Raw genomic sequence first — 18,344 nt, forward strand, 5'->3', positions numbered from 1 at the left:
CGCAGATCCACACTGACGTCGGGATGTCACCTGTTGCGACGGCACAAGAACCGACAGATCGACCACATAGCCGACGACATTTAGGCGACATGACGCTAGGGTGGCGGTCATGACCGCCCCCAACACCGCGTTGCGCGCCGTCCGCACCGGAATGCGGATGAGCCAGGACGACTTCGCCCGCGCACTCCAGGCCGCGGGCCACCGCGTCGGCGAGCCCAATGACGCCAACAAGCGACTCGTCCAGCGATGGGAGTCCGGCACGATCGCCGCGCCGCGCCCCGTCTACGCCCGCGCGCTGGAAGTCGTCACCGGGCTACCCATCTCACTCTTGGGCTTCGCAGCGGTACCCAACGGGCATGTCGCCGACGACGACCACGGCGGCCACGACCTCACCTCTCCCGTGTCCAGCCTGGCGACGCCGACACCGACGTCCAAGCCCACTACAACCGGCCGTTCGTACGAAGGCGTGTGGCTCAGCCGCTACCAGTTCTACTCCAGCGGGCGGGAAGACTCCTTCGCTGGACAACACTTCGTGGTGCTGCTGCAGCACGGCGATCGACTGACGGCACGCAGCCTGCCTGGCTCGGCGTCCTCGTCTCTCTCGCTGGACCTGACTCTGGACGGTGCCGTCGTCACCGGCACTTGGGTAGAGCAGACCGACCCCACCGGCTACTACCGGGGCGCCAGGTACCACGGGGCAATCCAACTCATCGCCGAGCCAACCGGTCGACGGATGGCCGGAAAGTGGATCGGCTTCGGCAAAGACATGGACGTGAACACCGGCCCGTGGGAACTCGTCTTCCGCGACGCCTCGACATCTAAGACGACACTTGATCGCTACAACACGTCGGCAACGTAGGTCGCTGCTGGTCCAGAGGGTCTGTCAAACGTACGGTGTGACTCGGGTTGTTGACGTCTACTTGCGGGCTGCGGACAGGTGTTTTTCGAAGGCGATGTCGAGGGCGTTGAGGGCTGGTTTCCAGGGGATCGTCCATTGCCGGCGGCCCTGCCCGGTGGGGTCGGGGCTTATCACGGTGAGGTAGACGCATTTCAGCGTGGCGGCTTCGTTGGGGAAGTGGCCGCGGGCGCGGACGGCGCGGCGGATGGGGGCGTTGATGCTCTCGATGGTGTTGGTGGAGCAGACGACGGTGCGGATCTCGGCGTCGAAGAGCCTGTCGCAGAATGCCCGATGGCGGTGCGGAGCGGGCTGGCTTGATTGCGCTGCCGGCTGGGCTGGCCTTCGGTGCTGGTGCGTCAGGCTGCCGCTGTGTGGATCTTGCGGATGTTGTAGGCGGCGGCTGCGAGGTTCAGTTCGCTTCGGGCGGCGGCGATTCCTCGTCGGGAGAATCTGTCCAGGATGGTTTTGAGGGTTCCGATGCTGGGTTCGACGGTCGCGCCGCGTCTCTTGTAAGCCTTGGCGCCTTCAGCGGTCCTGAGTCGGTGAGCCATCGCCTCTCGTGTTGTCGCGCCAACGGGTGGCGGGCCGTCGGTAGGTGAACGCAACGCCGCTGTGGCCTGCTCGCGGCTCTTGGCCAGGGCGATGAGCCGGTCCGGTCCGGGCGCGTTCAGGTTGCTGTTGCTGCAGTAGCCGGCATCGGCCAGCACGAGCCCGATCTGATGATCGGGCGAACCGGTTGCCTGGTGCGCGGCAGCGGCAGCGTTGACCGCGGCGGTCATCATCGGCACGAACGATCCCATGTCGTTGGGGTTCCGGTTCACATCGACAGCAGCGATAACGTGGTCGCTGGTGACCGCGACCTGCGCGTTGTAACCCTGGAGGAACCCGCGACGGGTGGGCATCACCCGCGAGTCCGGATCGGTGATGTTCGCGACGGTCTTCGGCAGAGATTTCGCGGGAGCCTGGCGATCGTCTGCCGCTGTGGCCGCGGTTTCGGCCGCAGCGACGACACGGCGGGCTCTGATAATCCGGGAGTGTTCTTCGGTCGGGACAGGCGGAGCACCCATCGGCTTCTTCCCGGCAGCGATCAACGCGGCCCTGCGGGCGAGTTTCGCTTGGTGGTCGCGCAGCTCGCGCTCCAGATGAGCTCTCGCCTCAGCAAGCCGCAATGGCCCATCCGGGATCCGGCCGCGCACCGGCTGACCAGCTCGTGATGCCTCCAGTCGAGCCTGGGCCGCCATCCTCCTCGCCTCATCGTCGGCCTTCAGACGCTGCTGCTGCTCAGCCAGCTCCGCCGCCGCGCGCCGAATACGCTGCGCCCGGCCCGACCGGTCAGCCAAGGCTGTGGGGACACGGTCACCGTTGGACTCGTCGCCGTCGTGACGCGCTTGCGCGTTCTCGGAGGCATCGACGTCAGCTGCCTCCTCGACGATGCCGGTGGCGATCTGCGTAGCCTGCTGGTCGAACCAGTCCTGTCCCCGGTTCGCGTCGATCGACGCGTTCGCGGGAATCTTGGTGCCATCGATCGCGATCGTGCCGAACCGGGCAAGCCCTGCCCGCGCCGCGATCATCAGCACCTGCGTGAACAACCCAGCAAACCCATCCTCGGAGCCCGCCCGGAACCATGCGATCGTCGCGTGATCAGGGATATCTCCGGCGCACAGGACCTCGAACGCGACATCGGTGTGACAGAGCCGCTCGACCTGCCGGGACGAACGCACTCCTCGGCAGTATGCGTAGACCAGAAGAGCCAGCAGCGTCCGCGGGTCATACCCTGCCGCGCCAACCCCACCACGGCGACGACACGCCTCGAACGCGGAGACGTCAAGCGTCTCGACGACATCGAGGACGAACCACACCAGATGATCGTCCGGCAACCAATCCCGCATATCCGGCGGCAGAAGAAACACCTGATCACGCAGCACAGGACGACAACCGCGGGCCATACCCAATTCTCCCAGAAACGCCGCTGACGCCCCGGCTAGACACGGCATACTGCGACAGGCTCTTCGACGCCGAGATCCGCAAGGTCATCTGCTCGACGAACGCGATCGAGTCCGTCAACGCCCGTATCCGCAAGGCCGTCCGCGCCCGCGGGCACTTCCCGAACGAGCAGGCCGCGCTCAAGTGCGTGTACATGGCGTTGATGAGCCTGGACCCGACTGGCAACGGCCGGCGCCGGTGGACCATCCGGTGGAAGGCACCTCTCAACGCGTTCCAGATCGCCTTCGAGGGCCGACTCACCCCGGCCAACCTCTGACCACTTCAACAACCAAGATCAGCCGTTAACTTGACACTCCCGCCTTTGGTGGTTGGGGTTGGCCGGTGCCGCACGCATGGTGTTTCTGCGTTACGGGCGGCTCTTCGGTGGGGCGTGGTCTGTATCCGCTTCTTCTCTTTGTCGGATCAGGCTGTGGATGAGTTGGTGGAGTTGTTCGGCGGTGCGGTCGAGGGGTTCGATGCTGCGTTTGGCTCGGCACATGGCCACGGTGCCCTCGACAGCGGCGACGATGAGCGTGGCGGCCTGGTCGGCCTGGTCGGGGTCTGCACCGTGTTCGTGCAGGGAGGCGGCCAGGAGGTCTTCCCATTCCTGGAAGGTTTCCGCGGCGGCTGCGAGGGCGGGTGGCGTTTCGTCGGCAGGGGGTTCCTCGACGGCGACGGCGAGGACGGGGCAGCCGGCCCGGAAGTTGGTGTCGACGACGATCGTGCGCCACATGGCCAGGAAGGCGCTGAGCCCGGCGGCGGGGCCGGCGCGGAGTTCCTTGCGCAGGCTCCGGGCGATCGTCTCGCCGGTGTGCCGGATCGCCTCGGTGGCGAGCTGCTGCTTGCCTTCCGGGAAGTAGTGGTAGGTGGAGCCGAGCGGGGCGCCGGCGTGTTTGGCCATCTCCCGGATGCTGGTGGCGGTCAGTCCGCGTCGGCTGATCATGTCGGCGGCGCCGGCCACGATCCGCTGCCGCGCTGGCGGGTTGCCACTGGTCACCGTGCCATCCCCTTCCTCCACCTCTGGCTATGACGACTGTTATAGCCTACTCTTCGTCTCGTCTATAACGACCGTCATAGTGCGGTGTCGTCGACGGAGGTTTCGCCATGCCGATGATCCGGCTCACGGCTCCGGCCGGTGCCCTGGCGCAGGAGGGCCGCGCGTGTGTGCAGCGCGAGCTCGCCGCGGTGTTGCTTCGCTGGGAGGGTGCGCCGGACACGGCGTTGTTCCGTGCGCTGGCGTGGAGCTATCTGGTGGAGCTGCCGCAGGGTGCGCAGACGACGGCCGAGGACGACGACGCCCGTTTCCTGGTGGAGGTCACCGTGCCGCAGGCAGCGTTGTCGGAGCGTCGTAGGGCAGGCCTGATCGATGAGGTGACCGCCACCGTTCTCCAGGCGGCTGGGCCCGGCCGCGATGCCGCCTCACGGGTGCTGGTGCACGAGCAGCGCGACGGCACCTGGGGCGCCGGTGGCGCCGTGGTGCGCTACGCCGACCTCGTCGCCCTGGCGAAGGAGCAGCGGGCCGATGCGTGAGCTGGCCTACGTCGCCCGCAGGACCGTCGAATGGCGCGAGGCTCCCGACCCGACGCCGGAGTCCGGCCTAGACGCGATCGTCGCACCGGTCGCGGCGACCTCGTGCGACGTGGATTCCGCGATCCTGGCCGGGCACGGGTTCCTCGATCCACCGTTCCCGATCGGCCATGAATGCGTCGCGAAGGTCGTGCAGGTCGGCGACGCGGTGACCGGCGTGACCCCCGGTGACCTGGTCGTGGTGCCCTGGTCGATCAGCTGCGGCACCTGCGCGCCCTGCCGCGCCGGTCTGACCGCCCACTGCGCGTCGGTGCCGCACATGGCGATGTACGGGGCGCCGATCGGCGGTAGCTGGGGCGGGCTCTTCTCCGACCTGGTCCGGGTGCCGTGGGCGGACGCCATGCTGGTGCCGCTGCCGGCCGGGCTCGACCCGGTGGCCATGGCCGCGGCCAGCGACAACTGGTCGCTGGCCTGGCGGCTGGTCGCCCCGCACCTCGACGCTAGGCCGGGCGCGCGGGTGCTGGTCGTCGCGCGGGGCAGCATCGGCCTGTATGTCTGTGACATCGCCCGCGCCCTGGGCGCCGCCGACGTGCTCTACATTGATCCGGACCCTGGGCACCGGCAACTTGCCGAGAGCTTCGGGGCCCGTACCGCCGAGACGCTCGAACCCGTCCGGCACGGCTTCGATCTCGCCGTGGAGGCCACTGGCCGCGTCGACCAGCTCGGCTTGGCTTTGCAGAGCCTCGCCCCCGAGGGCTTCTGCGAGTCGGCCGGCAACCACTTCCGCCCCGGTGAACTGCCCCTGCTCGACATGTACCTCACCGGAGTCACCCTGCGCATCGCCCGCGACAACGTACGCGCCCACCTCCCCGACGCCCTCGCACTCGCCGCCTCCGGAAAGGTGGACCCCGGCCGCGTCGTCTCCGACGTCCTGGACTGGGAACAGCTGCCCGACACGCTTGTCAGCAAGCACCTCAAGCCCGTCTTCGTCCGCGCCCTCTGACTGATCGCACCCACCTGCCGAGAGACTGATGAACACAAGCCTCGATCACCAACGCACGGCGATCGCCACACTCGGCGACGAACTGCGGTCCCTGGTGGACGCCACTGTCCGTACTGCCGCCTCCCCGGAAACGCTGCACCGCGTCGCCGCCGGCGCCCGCCGCCTCACCGCGCAACTGACCGGCCGCCGACGCGCGCCGGCGGAGATCCCCGACGTCGACGGCTTCCCCGCCGGCGTGCGGATGTACAGCCCGGTCACCGGACTCGGCAGCCCGTTGGCTCCGCCCTTGCGGGTCACCCCGGCCGACAGCGGGCTACTCGGCCGGTGCACCCTCGGCATCGCCCACGAAGGCCCTCCCGGCTACGGGCACGGCGGCATGAGCGCACTGCTGCTGGACGAGCTGATGGGCCGCGCCTGCGCCGCCGCCGGCTCACCCGCCATGACCGTCTTCCTGACAACGACCTACCACCGGCCCGTCCCTGTGCAGACACCCCTACAGGTCCTCGCCCGCGTCACACAGCGTTTGGACCGCAAGATCCTCGTCGAGGGCTCGATCGTCACCGAGGCGGACCCGTCCACCGCCCTGGTCACCGCGAACGGCGTGTTCGTCGCGCCCGACCCCGCACACGTCCGTGCCCTGTTCCCGCAACTGCCCCCGACCGCCGCACCCGAACAGGACACCGCCCGTGCGTGAACTCCACTTCCTGCGCACCGGCCGACTCGCCTGGCAGCCGCAGGAGCCACCCAGCCTCCTTGACGCGGACACGGCGATCGTCCGGCCCTTCCTGGCTGCCCGCTGCGACGGCGACACCCTGCCCCTGCACCGCCCCGTCTCCCGCGCCCTACAGGCCGGCATCGCCGCCGGACTCGTCGACCCGGTGGTCGCCGCCATCTGCGGCCCGGTGCCGTTCCGCGGCCCCTTCTGCATCGGCCACGAATGCGTCGCCGAGGTCACCGCCGTCGGCGCCAACGTGCGCACCATCAGCGTCGGCCAGACCGTGATCGTGCCCTGGGCCGTCTCCTGCGGAACCTGCCCCACCTGCCGACGCGGCCTGACCTCCAAATGCGACACCACCACCGCCGGGCGCACGCTCGCCGCGTACGGCTTCGGCCCCGCGTGCGGCCCGTACGGCGGCATGATCGCCGACGCGGTGACCGTGCCGCACGCGGACCACATGCTGACCCCGCTCCCACCCGGCGTGCCACCGCTGCGGGCCGCCGCGGCCAGCGACAACCTCGCCGACGCCTGGCGGACCGTCGTGCCCCCGCTGGCCGAACGCCCCGGCGGTCGGGTCCTCGTCCTCGGCGGCGGCGCCAAGAGCATCGGCCTCTACGCCGCCGGTCTGGCCGTCGCCCACGGCGCCCAAACCGTCGACTACCTCGACGACGACCCGGCCCGCCGGCGGATCGCCGAAAACCTGGGCGCCCGAACCGGCCCGCTCGCGGGAGCCGGTCCAGCCGGCCGCTACGACATCGCCGTCGAGGCGACATCACGCCCTCGCGGACTCCGACGCGCCGTCCGCGCCCTCGCCCCCGGCGGCATCTGCACCGCCGTCGGCTACTACCTGGCAACCGGCACCCGTGTACCACTCATGCACATGTACACCACCGACATCACCCTGCGCCTCGGCGTCTCACATCCCCGCGCCGTCCTGGCCGAACTGCTCGCCTTCCTCGACCACACCAGCTTCCCCGCCGAAAACCTCAACACCCTCGTCGCCGACTGGGACGACGCCCCACACGCCTACCCGGCCAGAACCACCAAACTCGTACTCCAACGCGACCCGCTGCGGGCCCGGGACTGTAAGACGAACGGTGTAACTCCTGATCAAGGGGCAGCATCTGGTGTCTGATGGATTGATGGCCGCCGTGGATACTGCCGTGGTGGTGAAGAACGGGCCGGGACAACCGGCGGAGGGTCTCGGCGGGGAACTCGTCGCTCAGATCGTGGAGCGGGCCCGTGTGGCGGGTCTGTAGCTGACCGGCGACGGTGGTCTGCTGCAGCAGCTCACGAAGCGAGTCCTGGAATCTGCGTTCGAGGGCGAAGTCATCGATCACCTGGGTTGTGACAAGGGCGACCCGGCGGGCAAGAACGGCGGGAACTCCCGCGACGGTGTGCGGGCCAAGACGGTGCTCACCGATGTCGGACCGGTCGAGATTGACGTGCCGTGCGATCGGGAGGGGTCGTTCGCTTCGTAGATCGCCGCAAGCGGCAGCGTCGGTTGTCCGGCGTGGACGACATGGTCATCTCGCTGTCCGCCAGGGGCCTGACCACCGGGGAGATCCAGGCCCACCTCGCCGAGGTCTACGGCGCCGACGTGTCACGGCAGACGATCTCGACGGTCACCGACAAGGTCGTCGAGGGCATGACCGAGTGGCAGAACCGGCCCCTGGACCTGGTCTACCCGGTGATCTTCCTCGACGCGGTGCACGTGAGGATCCGGGCTCTGTCGCTGATCTTGTGATGTGGAATGATCCGTCGCCAACTCAGTGCTTTCGTTGATCATGTCCGGTGTGTTCGTTTGTGGAGCGGTTACTGCCGCATCTCTCGCTTCTGTTCATCGAGACGGTTGAGCAGCGTGACGGCGTCGTGGTGCTGTCCGCGCGGGTCCGGGCGGAGACCGCGCGGTGTGGTCGGTGTCAGCAGCGGTCAGCCAGGGTTCATGGCCGGTATCAGCGCCGGTTGCGGGACGTCGCGGTCGCCGGGACGGGGTTGCTGCTGGAGGTGTGGGTCCGGCGGTTTCGGTGTGACAACACCATCTGCCCGGCGCGGACGTTCGTCGAGCAGATCGAGGGGTTGACCAGTCCGCATGCGCGATTGACGCCGGGGCTGCGGGGCGTGTTGACGCAGCTAGGTCTGGCGTTGGCCGGGCGGGCCGGTTCCCGGTTGTCGTCGGTGATCGGGGTCGCTGCCGGTCGCGACACGTTGTTGCGGCTGGTGAAGGCGCTTCCGGACCCGCCGAAGACGCCGATCACCGTCCTCGGCGTCGACGACTTCGCGTTCCGCCGAGGTCGTCATTACGGCACTGTGCTGATCGACATGGACAGCCACCGCCCGGTCGACATGTTCGACGGCCGCGACGGTGACGGCCTCGCCGAGTGGCTGCGGCAGCACCCCGAGATCGAAGTACTCTGCCGGGACCGGGCCGGCGGATATGGCGAAGGCGCCCGCTCCGGAGCCCCACAGGCGGTTCAGGTCGCGGACCGGTTCCATCTCTGGCAGAACCTGGGTCAAGCGGTCGAGAAGACCGTCAACGCCTATCGGTCCCGACTCGTCGCTCCGGCACCCCCGCCAGCGGACGACACCATGCCCGCCGAGGTGCAGCCGCTACCCGAAAAGAAGATCGTGACCCGCCTGCGCGAACACCACACCGCCGTTCACCAACTGGCTGCCCAAGGACTGAACAAGTCCGCGATCGGCCGCAAGCTCGGCCTGCACCAGGCCACAGTCCGCAAATACCTGAACGCCGCCAGCTTCACCGAGTTGACCGCCGTCACCGAGCAACGCGCGCACTTGGTCGACGACTACGTCGCCCACCTGCACCAGCGCTGGAACGAAGGAGAACGCAACGCCACGCAGCTGTTCCGAGAGATCAAACAGCAGGGCTATCCCGGCGGAGAACTGGCCGTCCAGCGTTACCTACGCCGCTTCCGCAAAGGACTCGGCCACGCCCCGCACCCCGGCCCGAAACCGCCATCGGTGCGTCAAGTCACCTCGTGGATCATGACTCACCCTGACCATCTCGACGCCCGTGACGCGACCAAGCTTCACGAGCTGCGCAGCCGAGATCGGGACATCAACCGGCTGGTCAAGCACGTGCGAGACTTCGCGGTCATGATGACCGGCCGCCACGGCGACCGCCTGGAGGTGTGGATCACCGCGGTTGAAGTCGACACTCTCACACCGCTGGCCGGGTTCGCCCGCAACCTGCGCCGCGACTTCGACGCCGTCCGCAACGGCCTGACCCTGCCGCACAGCTCCGGCGCGGTCGAAGGCAACATCAACCGCCTCAAGATGATCAAACGGCAGATGTTCGGCCGCGCTGGCCTCGATCTGCTGCGCAAACGCGTCCTCCTCGCACACTGATCCCTTCACACAACCAGCGACAGAGCCAGGATCCCGCGACGGGAAGGTCGCCAACCGGCCCATCTACCTGGCCCTGGCCGTCACCGTCGAGGGCACCCGGGACATCCTCGGGCTGTGGGCCGGTGACGGCGGTGAGGGCGCCAAGTTCTGGCTGCAGGTCCTCACCGAGCTGAAGAACCGCGGCGTCGCGGACGGGTGCATGGTCGTCTGTGACGGGCTCAAAGGGGCTGCCCGACGCGATCGGCGAGGTGTGGCCCGAAGCGGTGGTGCAGACCTGCGTGATCCATCTGCTGAGGGCGTCGTTCCGGTATGCCGGCCGGCAGCACTGGGACGCCATCGCGAAAGCTCTGCGGCCGGTCTACACCGCGCCGACCGAGCCGGCTACCCGAGCCCGGTTCGCCGAGTTCACCGAGGCCTGGGGCGGGAAATATCCGGCGATCGTGCGGCTGTGGGAGCAGGCGTGGGCCGAGTTCGTGCCGTTCCTGGCCTTCGACGAGATCCGCACCGTCGTCTGCTCCACCAACACCATCGAGAGCATCAACGCCCCCATCCGCCGCGCCGTCCGCGCCCGCGGCCACTTCCCCAACGAAGCCGCCACGCTGAAATGCGTCCACCTCACCGTGACGAGCCCCGACCCCACCGGGCAGGGCCGCCGGCAATGGACGATCCCCTGGAAACCAGCCCTCAACGCCCTCGACATCGCCTTCGAACGACACCTGCCCACAGCCCGCAAGTAGACGTCAACAACCCGAGTCACACCGTACGTTTGACAGACCCCGACCTGGCCGCCTGAACAGAATTCGGCAGCAGAGTCACCCTACGGGAGCAAATCCGAGAAATCATCACAGACGGGGAGCCACCGGTCCGCAAGGCACTCTTCGAAGCACTGATCCACGAGATCACCATCACGTCCGACGACACCGTCAAGCCCGTGTTCAAGCTCCCGATGACCAGCGAAGGGCTGGCCCTACAAGGACCAGCCCTCACCCACAACACGAACCCCGTGGTTCGCGCACTGCCAACTATGGTGGGCGATACTGGGATCGAACCAGTGACCTCTTCGGTGTGAACTTCCGGCAGGCCGGTCGGATCAGGCTCGATGCGAGGTCATTCGGCCTGGTGGCGCTCGTCCCGGTCGGGCTTGGCTGGCACGGTTGCTGCACTTCGCTGCTGTACTTCCCCCAGGGCATGTTCTCGGTGCCTTGGACGAGGTAGGCGCCGAGGTGGAGGGCCAGCGACACTGGGGCGTCAGCGTACTCCGCGCGCAGTTCGCGCCGCCGGGCCCGGCAGGGCAGGTCGGCTCCGCAGCGGCAGATGCGCCGCCAGTGCCGCCAGGACCAGACCGGCCGATGCCGTCGGGCGAAGGTCAACGCGGTGGCCGAGAGGTATTCGTCGTAGGAGGCGCGCCGTGTGCTCGAAGTCGCCCAGCCGGACGAGCTGTCCACGGGCCTGCTCATCAGCAAACGCAGATCGAAGAGCATGTCCCAGACGATTCCGTCGAACAGAGTGTCGTGGCCGTGTCCGCTGGTCATGTCACGGTGACATGGGCGGTGTCGGCGTACAGGTCCGAGTGCAGAGGTAGGTACGGCTGAGGTGCACACCAGCGCCGAGTTCGGTCCACGTCCGGCGACTCGCCGGATGACCTGGCGGCGAGCCCGAGTCGGTGACGTTGGCTGACGGGTGTCGCGTGAGTCCCGCCATTCCCCCGACGCACGCATCTGGCCGATGGGCGCGCGTGCTTCAGCGCGTGCAAGATCACGCTCGATCCATGATCGCAACGTTGTTGCGTTAGCGGTGTGGTCGGTGGGTCAACCCCTGCCGGGTAGCGGGAACGGGACTCCTGGTAGATCAACTTGTGTCGAGCAAGGCGATCATCGGGAGTCCCGTCATGGAGAAGTCTGTCATCACCAGGTTGGTGGAGGTGGCCGGGGGTGTGTACGCGCCGGGGCATCTGGGTGAGTTGACGCAGGTCATCGATTTCGACCTGGTGGACGCGGTGGTGCAGGAGACGGGGGTGCGGGAGAAGCGGGTGCGGCTGTTGCCGTCTCGGGTGGTGGTGTATTTCGTGCTCGCGCTCGCGGTGTTCGAGGATTGTTCGTATCGGGCGACGTGGGGGAAGTTGACCGCTGCTCTGGCCGGGTTGGGGCTTGTCCGGCCGAGCGTGTCGGCGCTTGCGCGGGCCCGCCGTCGGGTCGGGCCGGCGCCGTTGCGTCGGTTGTTCGAGACGTTGGCCGGTGTCGTGGGGCTGCCTGGTCAGCCTGGCGTGTTCTACCGGGGCCTACGCACCGTGGCCGTTGACGGCACGTATCTGCACATACCCGAGCGGGAACAGATCACCCGCTGCTATCGCAAACGGGTAGGCCGGCGCGAGGCCGGCTATCCGCTGCTGCGGCTGCTCGTGCTGATCGAGTGCGGCACCCGCGCGTTGCTCGCCTGCGCGTTCGGCCCCGACAGCGACGGCGAACCGGTCTACGGACGCCAGCTGCTGGACGCTCTGGACTCCCCGATGCTGCTGCTGGCCGACGCCAACTTCGACGACGCGGCATTCCTGCACGCCGTCGGTGAACACGGCGCACACTTCCTGGTCCGCTCGACGGCCTGCCGCCGCCCCGTCATCGGCCAACGCCTACCCGACGGCTCCTACCTGACCCGCATCGGCTACGGCAAACTACCCGCCCTCATGCTCGTGCGGATCATCGAAGCGCAGGTCACCGTCACCCTCGCCGACGGCACCGTCCGCCACGAACCCTGGCGGCTGATCACCAGCCTGACCGACCACACCCGCTACCCCGCCCACGAACTCATCGACCTCTACCACGAACGCTGGCAGAGCGAAACCACCTACTACTCCATCAAAGCCACCATGCTCCACGGCCGTGTCCTGCGCTCCCGCAGCATCCCCGGCATCGAACAAGAGGTCTACGCCCTACTCACCGTCTACCAGACGCTCATCCGCACCGCCGCGGACACCGTCTACACCCAACCCGGACTCGACACCGACCGGATCAGCTTCACCACCCTGCTCACCACCGCCGCCGACACCATCACCACCGCCACCGCAGTCCTACCCACCACCCCCACCACCCTGATCGGCCCGATCGGCCACGCCGCACTGACCCATCTCCTACCCACCGGACGTCCCCGACGCGTCAAAGCCCGCACCCGCAAAAACCCCACCAGCAAATACGGCCCCAACGCCGGCCAACACCCCGCAACCACACAGACCTACACCTTCCACGCCACCATCACAATCTTCGAAAAAGGACTTGACCCCCGCACAAAACGCTAAACGCAACAACGTTGTCCATGATCGAGTGGCATCGAAGCCCCAAGATGACCACTCGACCCTGGATCCAGTGCGATCGACCGTTTTAACGTGATGTGGCGCGGGCCCCGCTCAGCGGGGCTGACTGGTTAGCCGCCTGTCCCGGTTGGGTACAAGTGCCGACACCCTTGTGACCCACCCGAACGTGGAGGAAACCATGCGCGGCACGTCCATATTCGGAGTCCTCGTCGTGATCTGGTTGGTCATCGGTGCCATAGCGGCCGGCCAGCGCGGCTATTACAGCGACGAGCAGGCCAACTGCGCCGAACTCGGCACCATCCTGGTGACCATCGTCGCCGGGCCGCTGAACTACATCGGCGCCAACCCGACGGTCGACTGCGAGCTGCCCCAGCCCTCACGGTGAGACGTACCGCATGCGTCCGGCCCCGCCACGGCTGGCGGGGCCGGACGGCACCTCGACTGCGGCTTCTCAGCGGAAGCAGTGTGCGATGGGCACCTTGCTTCCCTCGCAGTTGGTCGGGCTGTTGGAGATCACGACGCTCTCGTCGTCGATCCTGACCTGGGCCCGCTCGGCCTGGATGCCCCCCGCCTTGACGGTGGACCGGTTGCCGATCACCCGGCTCTTGTAGAGCGAGGTGGACCCGGCGGTGACGTACAGCCCGGCGCCCTTGGACTGCTTGCCCACGGCCTCGTTCTCCTCGACGTCGCTGGTCCGCACCAGCACGTTGGACTTCTCGGCGTAGATGCCGCCACCGTTGCCCCGCGTGGTGTTGCCGACGACCACGCTGTCGTCCAGCGGCAGCAGACCCTGCACGACGGAGATGCCGCCGCCCTTGACGGTCGCCACGTTGTCGCGGAACGTCGACTGCCGCGCCACCATCACCGCGTCGGAGACGGCCAGGCCGCCGCCGGTCTCGGCGCTGTTGCCGACCACGGCGATGTCGAAGACCTTGGTGCGGGCGGAGAAGCTGGCCAGCCCGCCCCCCTGACCGGCGTTGTTGCGCACGAACGTGGAGGAGTAGATGTCCCCGGCGGCCCGGAAGTTGGCCATGCCTCCGCCGTAGCTGACCGCGCTGTTGTGCCGGAACTCGGTGCGGTACATGGTCATGACACCGCCGTTGAGCAGGCCCCCGCCCTTGCCCGTGGTGCCGGCGGCCCGGTTGCCGACCAGCGTACTGTCGCTGATCTGGAGGTTGCCGTCGTTGAAGATGCCGCCACCGCCCTCCTCCGCGGAGAGCGAGGTGCTGTTGACGACGGTGACCCGCTCGACGACCGCCGTCGCACCGTGCACGATGTGGATGCTGCCGCCCTCCCCGGTCGAGCGCCCGTTGCGCAGGGTGACGTTGCGCAGGGTCAACTCGCCCCCGTCGCGCACGGTGAAGAACCGGAAGTCCTCGGCGTGCACGCCCCGGACGATGCTGGCGCCGGAGCCCTCGATGGTGATCGCGTGGTAGATGACGGGCAGGCCCGTCTTGTCGTCTGCGGGGTTGCGCTTGGGCGCCTCGGCGTCACCGGGGGCCTCGGCGGCATCGTTGGCCTCCCGCGCGTCACGGATCCCGCCGTCGTACTCGTCGCGCTGCTGGAAGGCGTGGGTCAGGGTGTAGGTGCACTTCTCGGCCAGCCGCAGCGTGGCACCGCCCTCGGCGTTGGCCCGGACCAGCGCGGCGATCAGCCGGGCGGAGTCGCAGGGCACCGGATACGCCGGGTGCTCCGGCTGGCGCCCGTTGCCGCCGGTGGGCCGGCCGGTGGCGGTCTCGCTGGGGCGGGCGGACGTTCTGCCGTCGGGGCCCCCGGCCGTCGCGCCGTCAGGACGCTCGGCCACCGCGCCGGTGTTGTCGCCGGCGTCGGGTTGCCACTCGGGGCTCTGCTGATCTTCCCCGCGCTCCTCCGGCGCCCAGCCGGGCCCCGGCGCGTCACTCTGCAACAGCGCTGCGGACCCGGGCGGGGACGGCGCCGCCAGGTCAGGCTCGGCGGCCAGGGCGGTGACGGCGGTCAGGCCCGCCGCTCCGGCCACCAGACTGCCCGCCACCAGGCCACCGGCCAAGAACCAGCGGGACCGCCGTCTGGGTCGCTTCGACCCGCGGCTCCCTTGGTACGTGGACATCAGGGTTCCTGCCTCTCGTGCGTGCGAAAACCGCACCAAAAAGGGCGCGGGGCGGCTGACTTCGCCACAGCCACCAGAGGCCACCGTACGGCGATGAAAGGTCGATATCCGGCATACATGAATAAGTACGCCATTCGCCTTCACATGTCATCAGACGGGATCCGAGCCCGCCGGGGTCAACCGCCGACGTGGATGCCGGGCCGGCGGGCCGGATCGGGTTCGGACTTGCGCAGGATCTCCCGGACCACCGGCGGGGTGTCACCGCGCCCGAGGATCAGGTACCGCAGCAGATGCGCGATCGGGTTCCCCTCCGACCACTCGAAGTGCGCGTGCGGGCGGACACCGGTGGCGTCGCGCAGCGCCAGCAGGATCGCGGCGATGGCGTTGGGCGCGGCCGGACTGCTGGCCCGCAGCACCCGGTACCCGCCCACCTCGACGCCGCGGACCCGCAGCACGTGGCGGAACCCGGACGGGTCGACCACGTCGATCTCCAGGAAGAGCACGTCGGTCGCGCCCGGCACGGGGTTCTGCCCGCGCTGGGCGCGCTCCTTGATGGTGTACTCCTTCACCGCGCCGCTGCGCCGCTTGTGCGCGATCACGTGCAGCCGGCCGTCGTGGGCCACCGAGTCGGCGACGAACCGGCGGGCCGGCTCGTCGAACTCGACCCGCTCCGCCCGCAGCTCGGTGGTACGGGTGACCCGGGACACCAGGGACACGGCGATGATGCCGAGGATGAACAGGCCGGAGATGGCGATCCCGTCCGGCTTGGCGATCACGTTCTCCACCAGCGCGTACACCAGAACCAGGGTGAGCACGGTGAAGCCGACGGCGACGCGACGCTGCCGGCGGCCGGCCGCGGCGATCGCCACCGCCACCGCGGCGGAGACCATCATCGCCAGGATCCCGGTGGCGTACGCCCCGGCCTGCGCGTCGACGTCGGCCCGGAAGAGCACCGTCAACACGATGCAGATCGTCGTGTAGACGATGACCACGGGTCGCACCGCCCGCGCCCACTCCGGCGCCATCCCGTAGGACGGGAGGTAACGGGGCACGATGTTGATCAGCCCGGCCATCGCCGAGGCGCCGGCGAACCACAGGATGAGGACGCTGCTCAGGTCGTACACGGTGCCGAAGGTCTCACCGACCTGCTGGTGGGCCAGGTAGGCCAGGGCCCGCCCGTTGGCGGGCCCGCCCGGGGCGAACTTCTCCGGCGGGATGAGCAGTGTGGTGACGAAGGTGGTGGAGAGCAGGTAGACCGACATGATCAGCGCGGCGGCGGTGAGCAGCCGCCGGGTGTTGCGGATCCGCGCGGCCAGCCGGGCCTGCGGGTCCGGTCCGTTCCCGGCGACCAGCGGCATCATGCTGACCCCGGTCTCGAAGCCGGAGAGGCCCAGCACCAGCAACGGGAACGCGAGCGCGGCGGTCAGCGCCACCCCGCCCGGTCCACCGCCCGCGGTCAGCGCCCCGGTCCAGTCCCCCAGCACCCGCGGCTCGCCGGCGATCTCGGTCAGGGACACCACCACGATCACCGCGTTCAACGCCAGGAAGACGGCGACCAGCGGGACGGCCACCGCCACCGCCTCCCGGAAGCCGAGCAGGAACACCCCACCCAGGATCAGCAGCAGCACCACGGTCACGGCGACCGCGACGGTGGTGCCGCCGAACGCCTCCGGCAGGTACGGGTTCTGCAACATGTGCACGGTGGCATCGGCCGAGGAGAGCGTGATCGTGACGATCCACGAGGTGGCCACGAAGCCGAGCAGGACCAGCACGAAGATCTTGCCCCGCCAGAACGGCAGCAGCCGTTCCAGCATCGCCACCGAGCCGTGGCCGTTCGGGCTGTCTCGCGCCACCCGGCGGTACATCGGCAGCATGCCGAACAGGGTCAGCGCCACGATCAGCATGGTCGCCACCGGGGAGAGCGCCCCGGCGGCCAGTGCCGCGATGCCCGGCAGGTAGGACAGGGTGGAGAAGTAGTCCACGCCGGTCAGGCACATTACCCGCCACCAGGCGTGCGCCCGGGCCTGCCCCTCGGCGGTCTCCGGGCCGACCGGCTGCACCTGGTGCACGAACAGCCAACGGCGCAGCCGGCTCTCCCGCGGCACCGGGCCGGCCGGCACCGCCACCCGCTCCGGCACGGCGACGCTCCGGCCGGCCCGTTCCCCCGGCCGGGTGGGATCCCGGGCGGCGCGCAGCGCGGGCTCCGGCGTGCCGGACGCCCGGCGACGGCGGTCCCGGCCCCGTCTTGACCTGGTCCCCTCCCCCATGCCCCGCCCCGCGCTCAATCACCGCCCGGCGCCGCCGAGGCCCGGGCCAGGGCGGCGGGATCGGCGACGGCCCCCGTCATCCCCGGGCTCCCCGGCCGGCGCGGTCTCCCGGCCGCGCGGGGCGGGGTGGGGCGACGGGGCGGGGCCGGGGCCGTGCGGCGGGCGGGCGGCGGAACGCAGCGGTCATGGCCGCGGCGTACCCCGCGAGGGCCGGCCGACACCCCCCGGGCCGGCCGGCCCCTGTGTTCCCCCGTGGTCACTAACCGGGCGATCGCCGCCCGGGCGGGTCGGACGCCCCCGCGCCCCACCCGGGGCGGAGCGCGGGGACCCCCCGTCCCGGCTACTGCAGGAACGCCCCGAGAGGCGACAGCAGCAACCGACCGAGCGCGGCGGCCGTCTCGTCAAGCCGCCTGCGCTCGCGTTCGTGCAGGTGCGGGTCGTGCCGGCACCGCCAGATCCGCTGCGCGTTGCGCCAGGCGACATCCCGGGTGTAGCCGATCAGCTCACCCTGGTACCAGTCGTCGATGTCGCCGTTGAGCATGTCGATGAGCAGCTGCCACCGCTCCAGGTAGCCCCGGCGCAGGCCGGGGATCTTGTCCGCGAAGATCTTGTTGATCTCCAGGTAGTCCCGGTGCTGGTCGCTGCCGTCGACCGGCTCGGACTCCAGGTGGTCGAAGGTGGTGACCAGCGCGAACGGCAGGTCGAAGTTGATGTGCGCGTTGACTCCGGCGGCCGCCGAGGGCAACGGACGCGCATCCGGCCCGCGCGTCCGCTCGAACAGGCACGACCAGGCCTTTGGCGTGCTGGGGCTGGAGTCACTCCACAACCGCAGCGCGTCGAAGTAGCGCGCGGCGAACTCCACGTCCAGCCGGGACAGGAACACCGGGTCGACGAAGCGGTCGGCGTAGAGACCGTCCAGCACGCTGGTGGTGATGACGAGGTACAGCTTGTTGAAGTCGGCCAGCGGGTTGCTGTGCAGCAGCGGCGGCAGCCGGACCAGCATGTCCTGGAGCTTGGTCAGATGGTCGACCACGGCGGGCACGTCGGCCGGGTGGTCGGCGAGCAGGTCGACGATGTCCCGGTGCACAGGCCCCCAGACCGGTTCGCTCACTCCGTCACCTCCACGCTGTTCTCCGACGCCGGCACAGCCTTTCAGCCGTGACGCCCGCCGGCATCAGTAGAACGACGT

General features: G+C 69.1%; 14 protein-coding genes and 4 pseudogenes. 11 read left to right on the plus strand and 7 right to left on the minus strand.

Annotation, left to right across the window (positions count from 1 at the left end):
- The first annotated feature begins 100 nt into the window (after positions 1-100).
- On the plus strand, positions 101-859 hold the full coding sequence (locus ACQPYA_RS20825) for a helix-turn-helix domain-containing protein (protein ID WP_433528776.1): 759 nt from the start codon (positions 101-103) through the stop codon (positions 857-859).
- Positions 860-916: 57 nt separating this feature from the next.
- Here the strand turns inward: ACQPYA_RS20825 and ACQPYA_RS20830 are convergent.
- Together ACQPYA_RS20830 and ACQPYA_RS20835 are read right to left on the minus strand one after the other, a co-directional pair.
- A pseudogene (locus ACQPYA_RS20830) lies at positions 917-1,168 on the minus strand (transposase); the annotation flags it as partial.
- 86 nt (positions 1,169-1,254) lie between these two features.
- The gene (locus ACQPYA_RS20835; RefSeq protein WP_433528777.1) at positions 1,255-2,823 is read right to left on the minus strand and encodes a transposase; all 1,569 of its coding nucleotides are present in this window, start codon (positions 2,821-2,823) and stop codon (positions 1,255-1,257) included.
- 83 nt (positions 2,824-2,906) lie between these two features.
- Between ACQPYA_RS20835 and ACQPYA_RS20840 the strand changes: the two are divergent.
- Positions 2,907-3,158: pseudogene (locus tag ACQPYA_RS20840) on the plus strand (transposase); the annotation flags it as partial.
- A 90-nt stretch (positions 3,159-3,248) separates the two neighbouring features.
- Here the strand turns inward: ACQPYA_RS20840 and ACQPYA_RS20845 are convergent.
- On the minus strand, positions 3,249-3,878 hold the full coding sequence (locus tag ACQPYA_RS20845; RefSeq protein ID WP_433528778.1) for a TetR/AcrR family transcriptional regulator: 630 nt from the start codon (positions 3,876-3,878) through the stop codon (positions 3,249-3,251).
- Positions 3,879-3,985: 107 nt separating this feature from the next.
- Between ACQPYA_RS20845 and ACQPYA_RS20850 the strand changes: the two genes are divergently transcribed.
- From ACQPYA_RS20850 to ACQPYA_RS20880, 7 genes and pseudogenes are all read left to right on the plus strand, one after another.
- Positions 3,986-4,411 (plus strand): tautomerase family protein, encoded by a 426-nt coding sequence (locus ACQPYA_RS20850; protein ID WP_433528779.1) that lies wholly within the window; start codon positions 3,986-3,988, stop codon positions 4,409-4,411.
- Positions 4,404-5,411, plus strand: a complete 1,008-nt coding sequence (locus tag ACQPYA_RS20855; RefSeq protein WP_433528780.1) for a zinc-dependent alcohol dehydrogenase — start codon at positions 4,404-4,406, stop codon at positions 5,409-5,411. Before ACQPYA_RS20850 ends, ACQPYA_RS20855 begins: the two co-directional genes overlap by 8 nt.
- A 28-nt stretch (positions 5,412-5,439) precedes the next feature.
- Positions 5,440-6,105 (plus strand): PaaI family thioesterase, encoded by a 666-nt coding sequence (locus ACQPYA_RS20860; protein WP_433528781.1) that lies wholly within the window; start codon positions 5,440-5,442, stop codon positions 6,103-6,105.
- Positions 6,098-7,264: an alcohol dehydrogenase catalytic domain-containing protein gene (locus ACQPYA_RS20865; RefSeq protein WP_433528782.1), complete on the plus strand. Its 1,167-nt coding sequence runs from the start codon at positions 6,098-6,100 to the stop codon at positions 7,262-7,264. The genes ACQPYA_RS20860 and ACQPYA_RS20865 overlap by 8 nt, the downstream gene beginning before the upstream one ends.
- Before the next feature lie 7 nt (positions 7,265-7,271).
- Positions 7,272-7,855 (plus strand): annotated as a pseudogene (locus tag ACQPYA_RS20870) (transposase); the annotation flags it as partial.
- Positions 7,856-8,004: 149 nt separating this feature from the next.
- The gene (locus ACQPYA_RS20875) at positions 8,005-9,498 is read left to right on the plus strand and encodes an ISL3 family transposase (protein WP_433533483.1); all 1,494 of its coding nucleotides are present in this window, start codon (positions 8,005-8,007) and stop codon (positions 9,496-9,498) included.
- Between the two features lie 34 nt (positions 9,499-9,532).
- Positions 9,533-10,235, plus strand: a pseudogene (locus ACQPYA_RS20880) (IS256 family transposase); the annotation flags it as partial.
- A 285-nt stretch (positions 10,236-10,520) separates the two neighbouring features.
- On the opposite strand, the gene ACQPYA_RS20885 reads toward ACQPYA_RS20880, so the two are convergent.
- Complete coding sequence (locus ACQPYA_RS20885; protein ID WP_433528783.1) at positions 10,521-11,030, minus strand: hypothetical protein; 510 nt, start codon at positions 11,028-11,030, stop codon at positions 10,521-10,523.
- 356 nt (positions 11,031-11,386) lie between these two features.
- On the opposite strand from ACQPYA_RS20885, the gene ACQPYA_RS20890 reads away from it, so the two are divergent.
- Positions 11,387-12,787, plus strand: coding sequence for an IS4 family transposase (locus ACQPYA_RS20890; RefSeq protein WP_433528160.1), 1,401 nt, complete (start codon positions 11,387-11,389; stop codon positions 12,785-12,787).
- A gap of 193 nt (positions 12,788-12,980) precedes the next feature.
- Positions 12,981-13,187, plus strand: coding sequence for a hypothetical protein (locus ACQPYA_RS20895; RefSeq protein WP_433528784.1), 207 nt, complete (start codon positions 12,981-12,983; stop codon positions 13,185-13,187).
- A 66-nt stretch (positions 13,188-13,253) separates the two neighbouring features.
- Here the strand turns inward: ACQPYA_RS20895 and ACQPYA_RS20900 are convergent, their stop codons facing one another.
- From ACQPYA_RS20900 to ACQPYA_RS20910, 3 genes are all read right to left on the minus strand, one after another.
- Positions 13,254-14,888, minus strand: coding sequence for a hypothetical protein (locus ACQPYA_RS20900; RefSeq protein WP_433528785.1), 1,635 nt, complete (start codon positions 14,886-14,888; stop codon positions 13,254-13,256).
- 176 nt (positions 14,889-15,064) lie between these two features.
- A complete protein-coding gene (locus tag ACQPYA_RS20905) occupies positions 15,065-17,155 on the minus strand; it encodes an amino acid transporter (RefSeq protein ID WP_433528786.1) in 2,091 nt (696 codons plus the stop codon).
- Between the two features lie 340 nt (positions 17,156-17,495).
- Positions 17,496-18,266 (minus strand): DUF5995 family protein, encoded by a 771-nt coding sequence (locus ACQPYA_RS20910; RefSeq protein ID WP_433528787.1) that lies wholly within the window; start codon positions 18,264-18,266, stop codon positions 17,496-17,498.
- Positions 18,267-18,344 lie beyond the last annotated feature (78 nt).

Source organism: Micromonospora sp. CA-263727, from assembly GCF_050942455.1.
Taxonomy (GTDB): domain Bacteria; phylum Actinomycetota; class Actinomycetes; order Mycobacteriales; family Micromonosporaceae; genus Micromonospora.

Coding starts and splice junctions, on each gene's coding strand:
- ACQPYA_RS20850 (WP_433528779.1), top strand. CDS start 3,986: ATGCCGATGATCCGGCTCACGGCTCCGGCCGGTGCCCTGGCGCAGGAG.
- ACQPYA_RS20855 (WP_433528780.1), top strand. CDS start 4,404: ATGCGTGAGCTGGCCTACGTCGCCCGCAGGACCGTCGAATGGCGCGAG.
- ACQPYA_RS20860 (WP_433528781.1), top strand. CDS start 5,440: ATGAACACAAGCCTCGATCACCAACGCACGGCGATCGCCACACTCGGC.
- ACQPYA_RS20885 (WP_433528783.1), bottom strand. CDS start 11,030: ATGACCAGCGGACACGGCCACGACACTCTGTTCGACGGAATCGTCTGG.
- ACQPYA_RS20890 (WP_433528160.1), top strand. CDS start 11,387: ATGGAGAAGTCTGTCATCACCAGGTTGGTGGAGGTGGCCGGGGGTGTG.
- ACQPYA_RS20895 (WP_433528784.1), top strand. CDS start 12,981: ATGCGCGGCACGTCCATATTCGGAGTCCTCGTCGTGATCTGGTTGGTC.
- ACQPYA_RS20900 (WP_433528785.1), bottom strand. CDS start 14,888: ATGTCCACGTACCAAGGGAGCCGCGGGTCGAAGCGACCCAGACGGCGG.
- ACQPYA_RS20905 (WP_433528786.1), bottom strand. CDS start 17,155: ATGGGGGAGGGGACCAGGTCAAGACGGGGCCGGGACCGCCGTCGCCGG.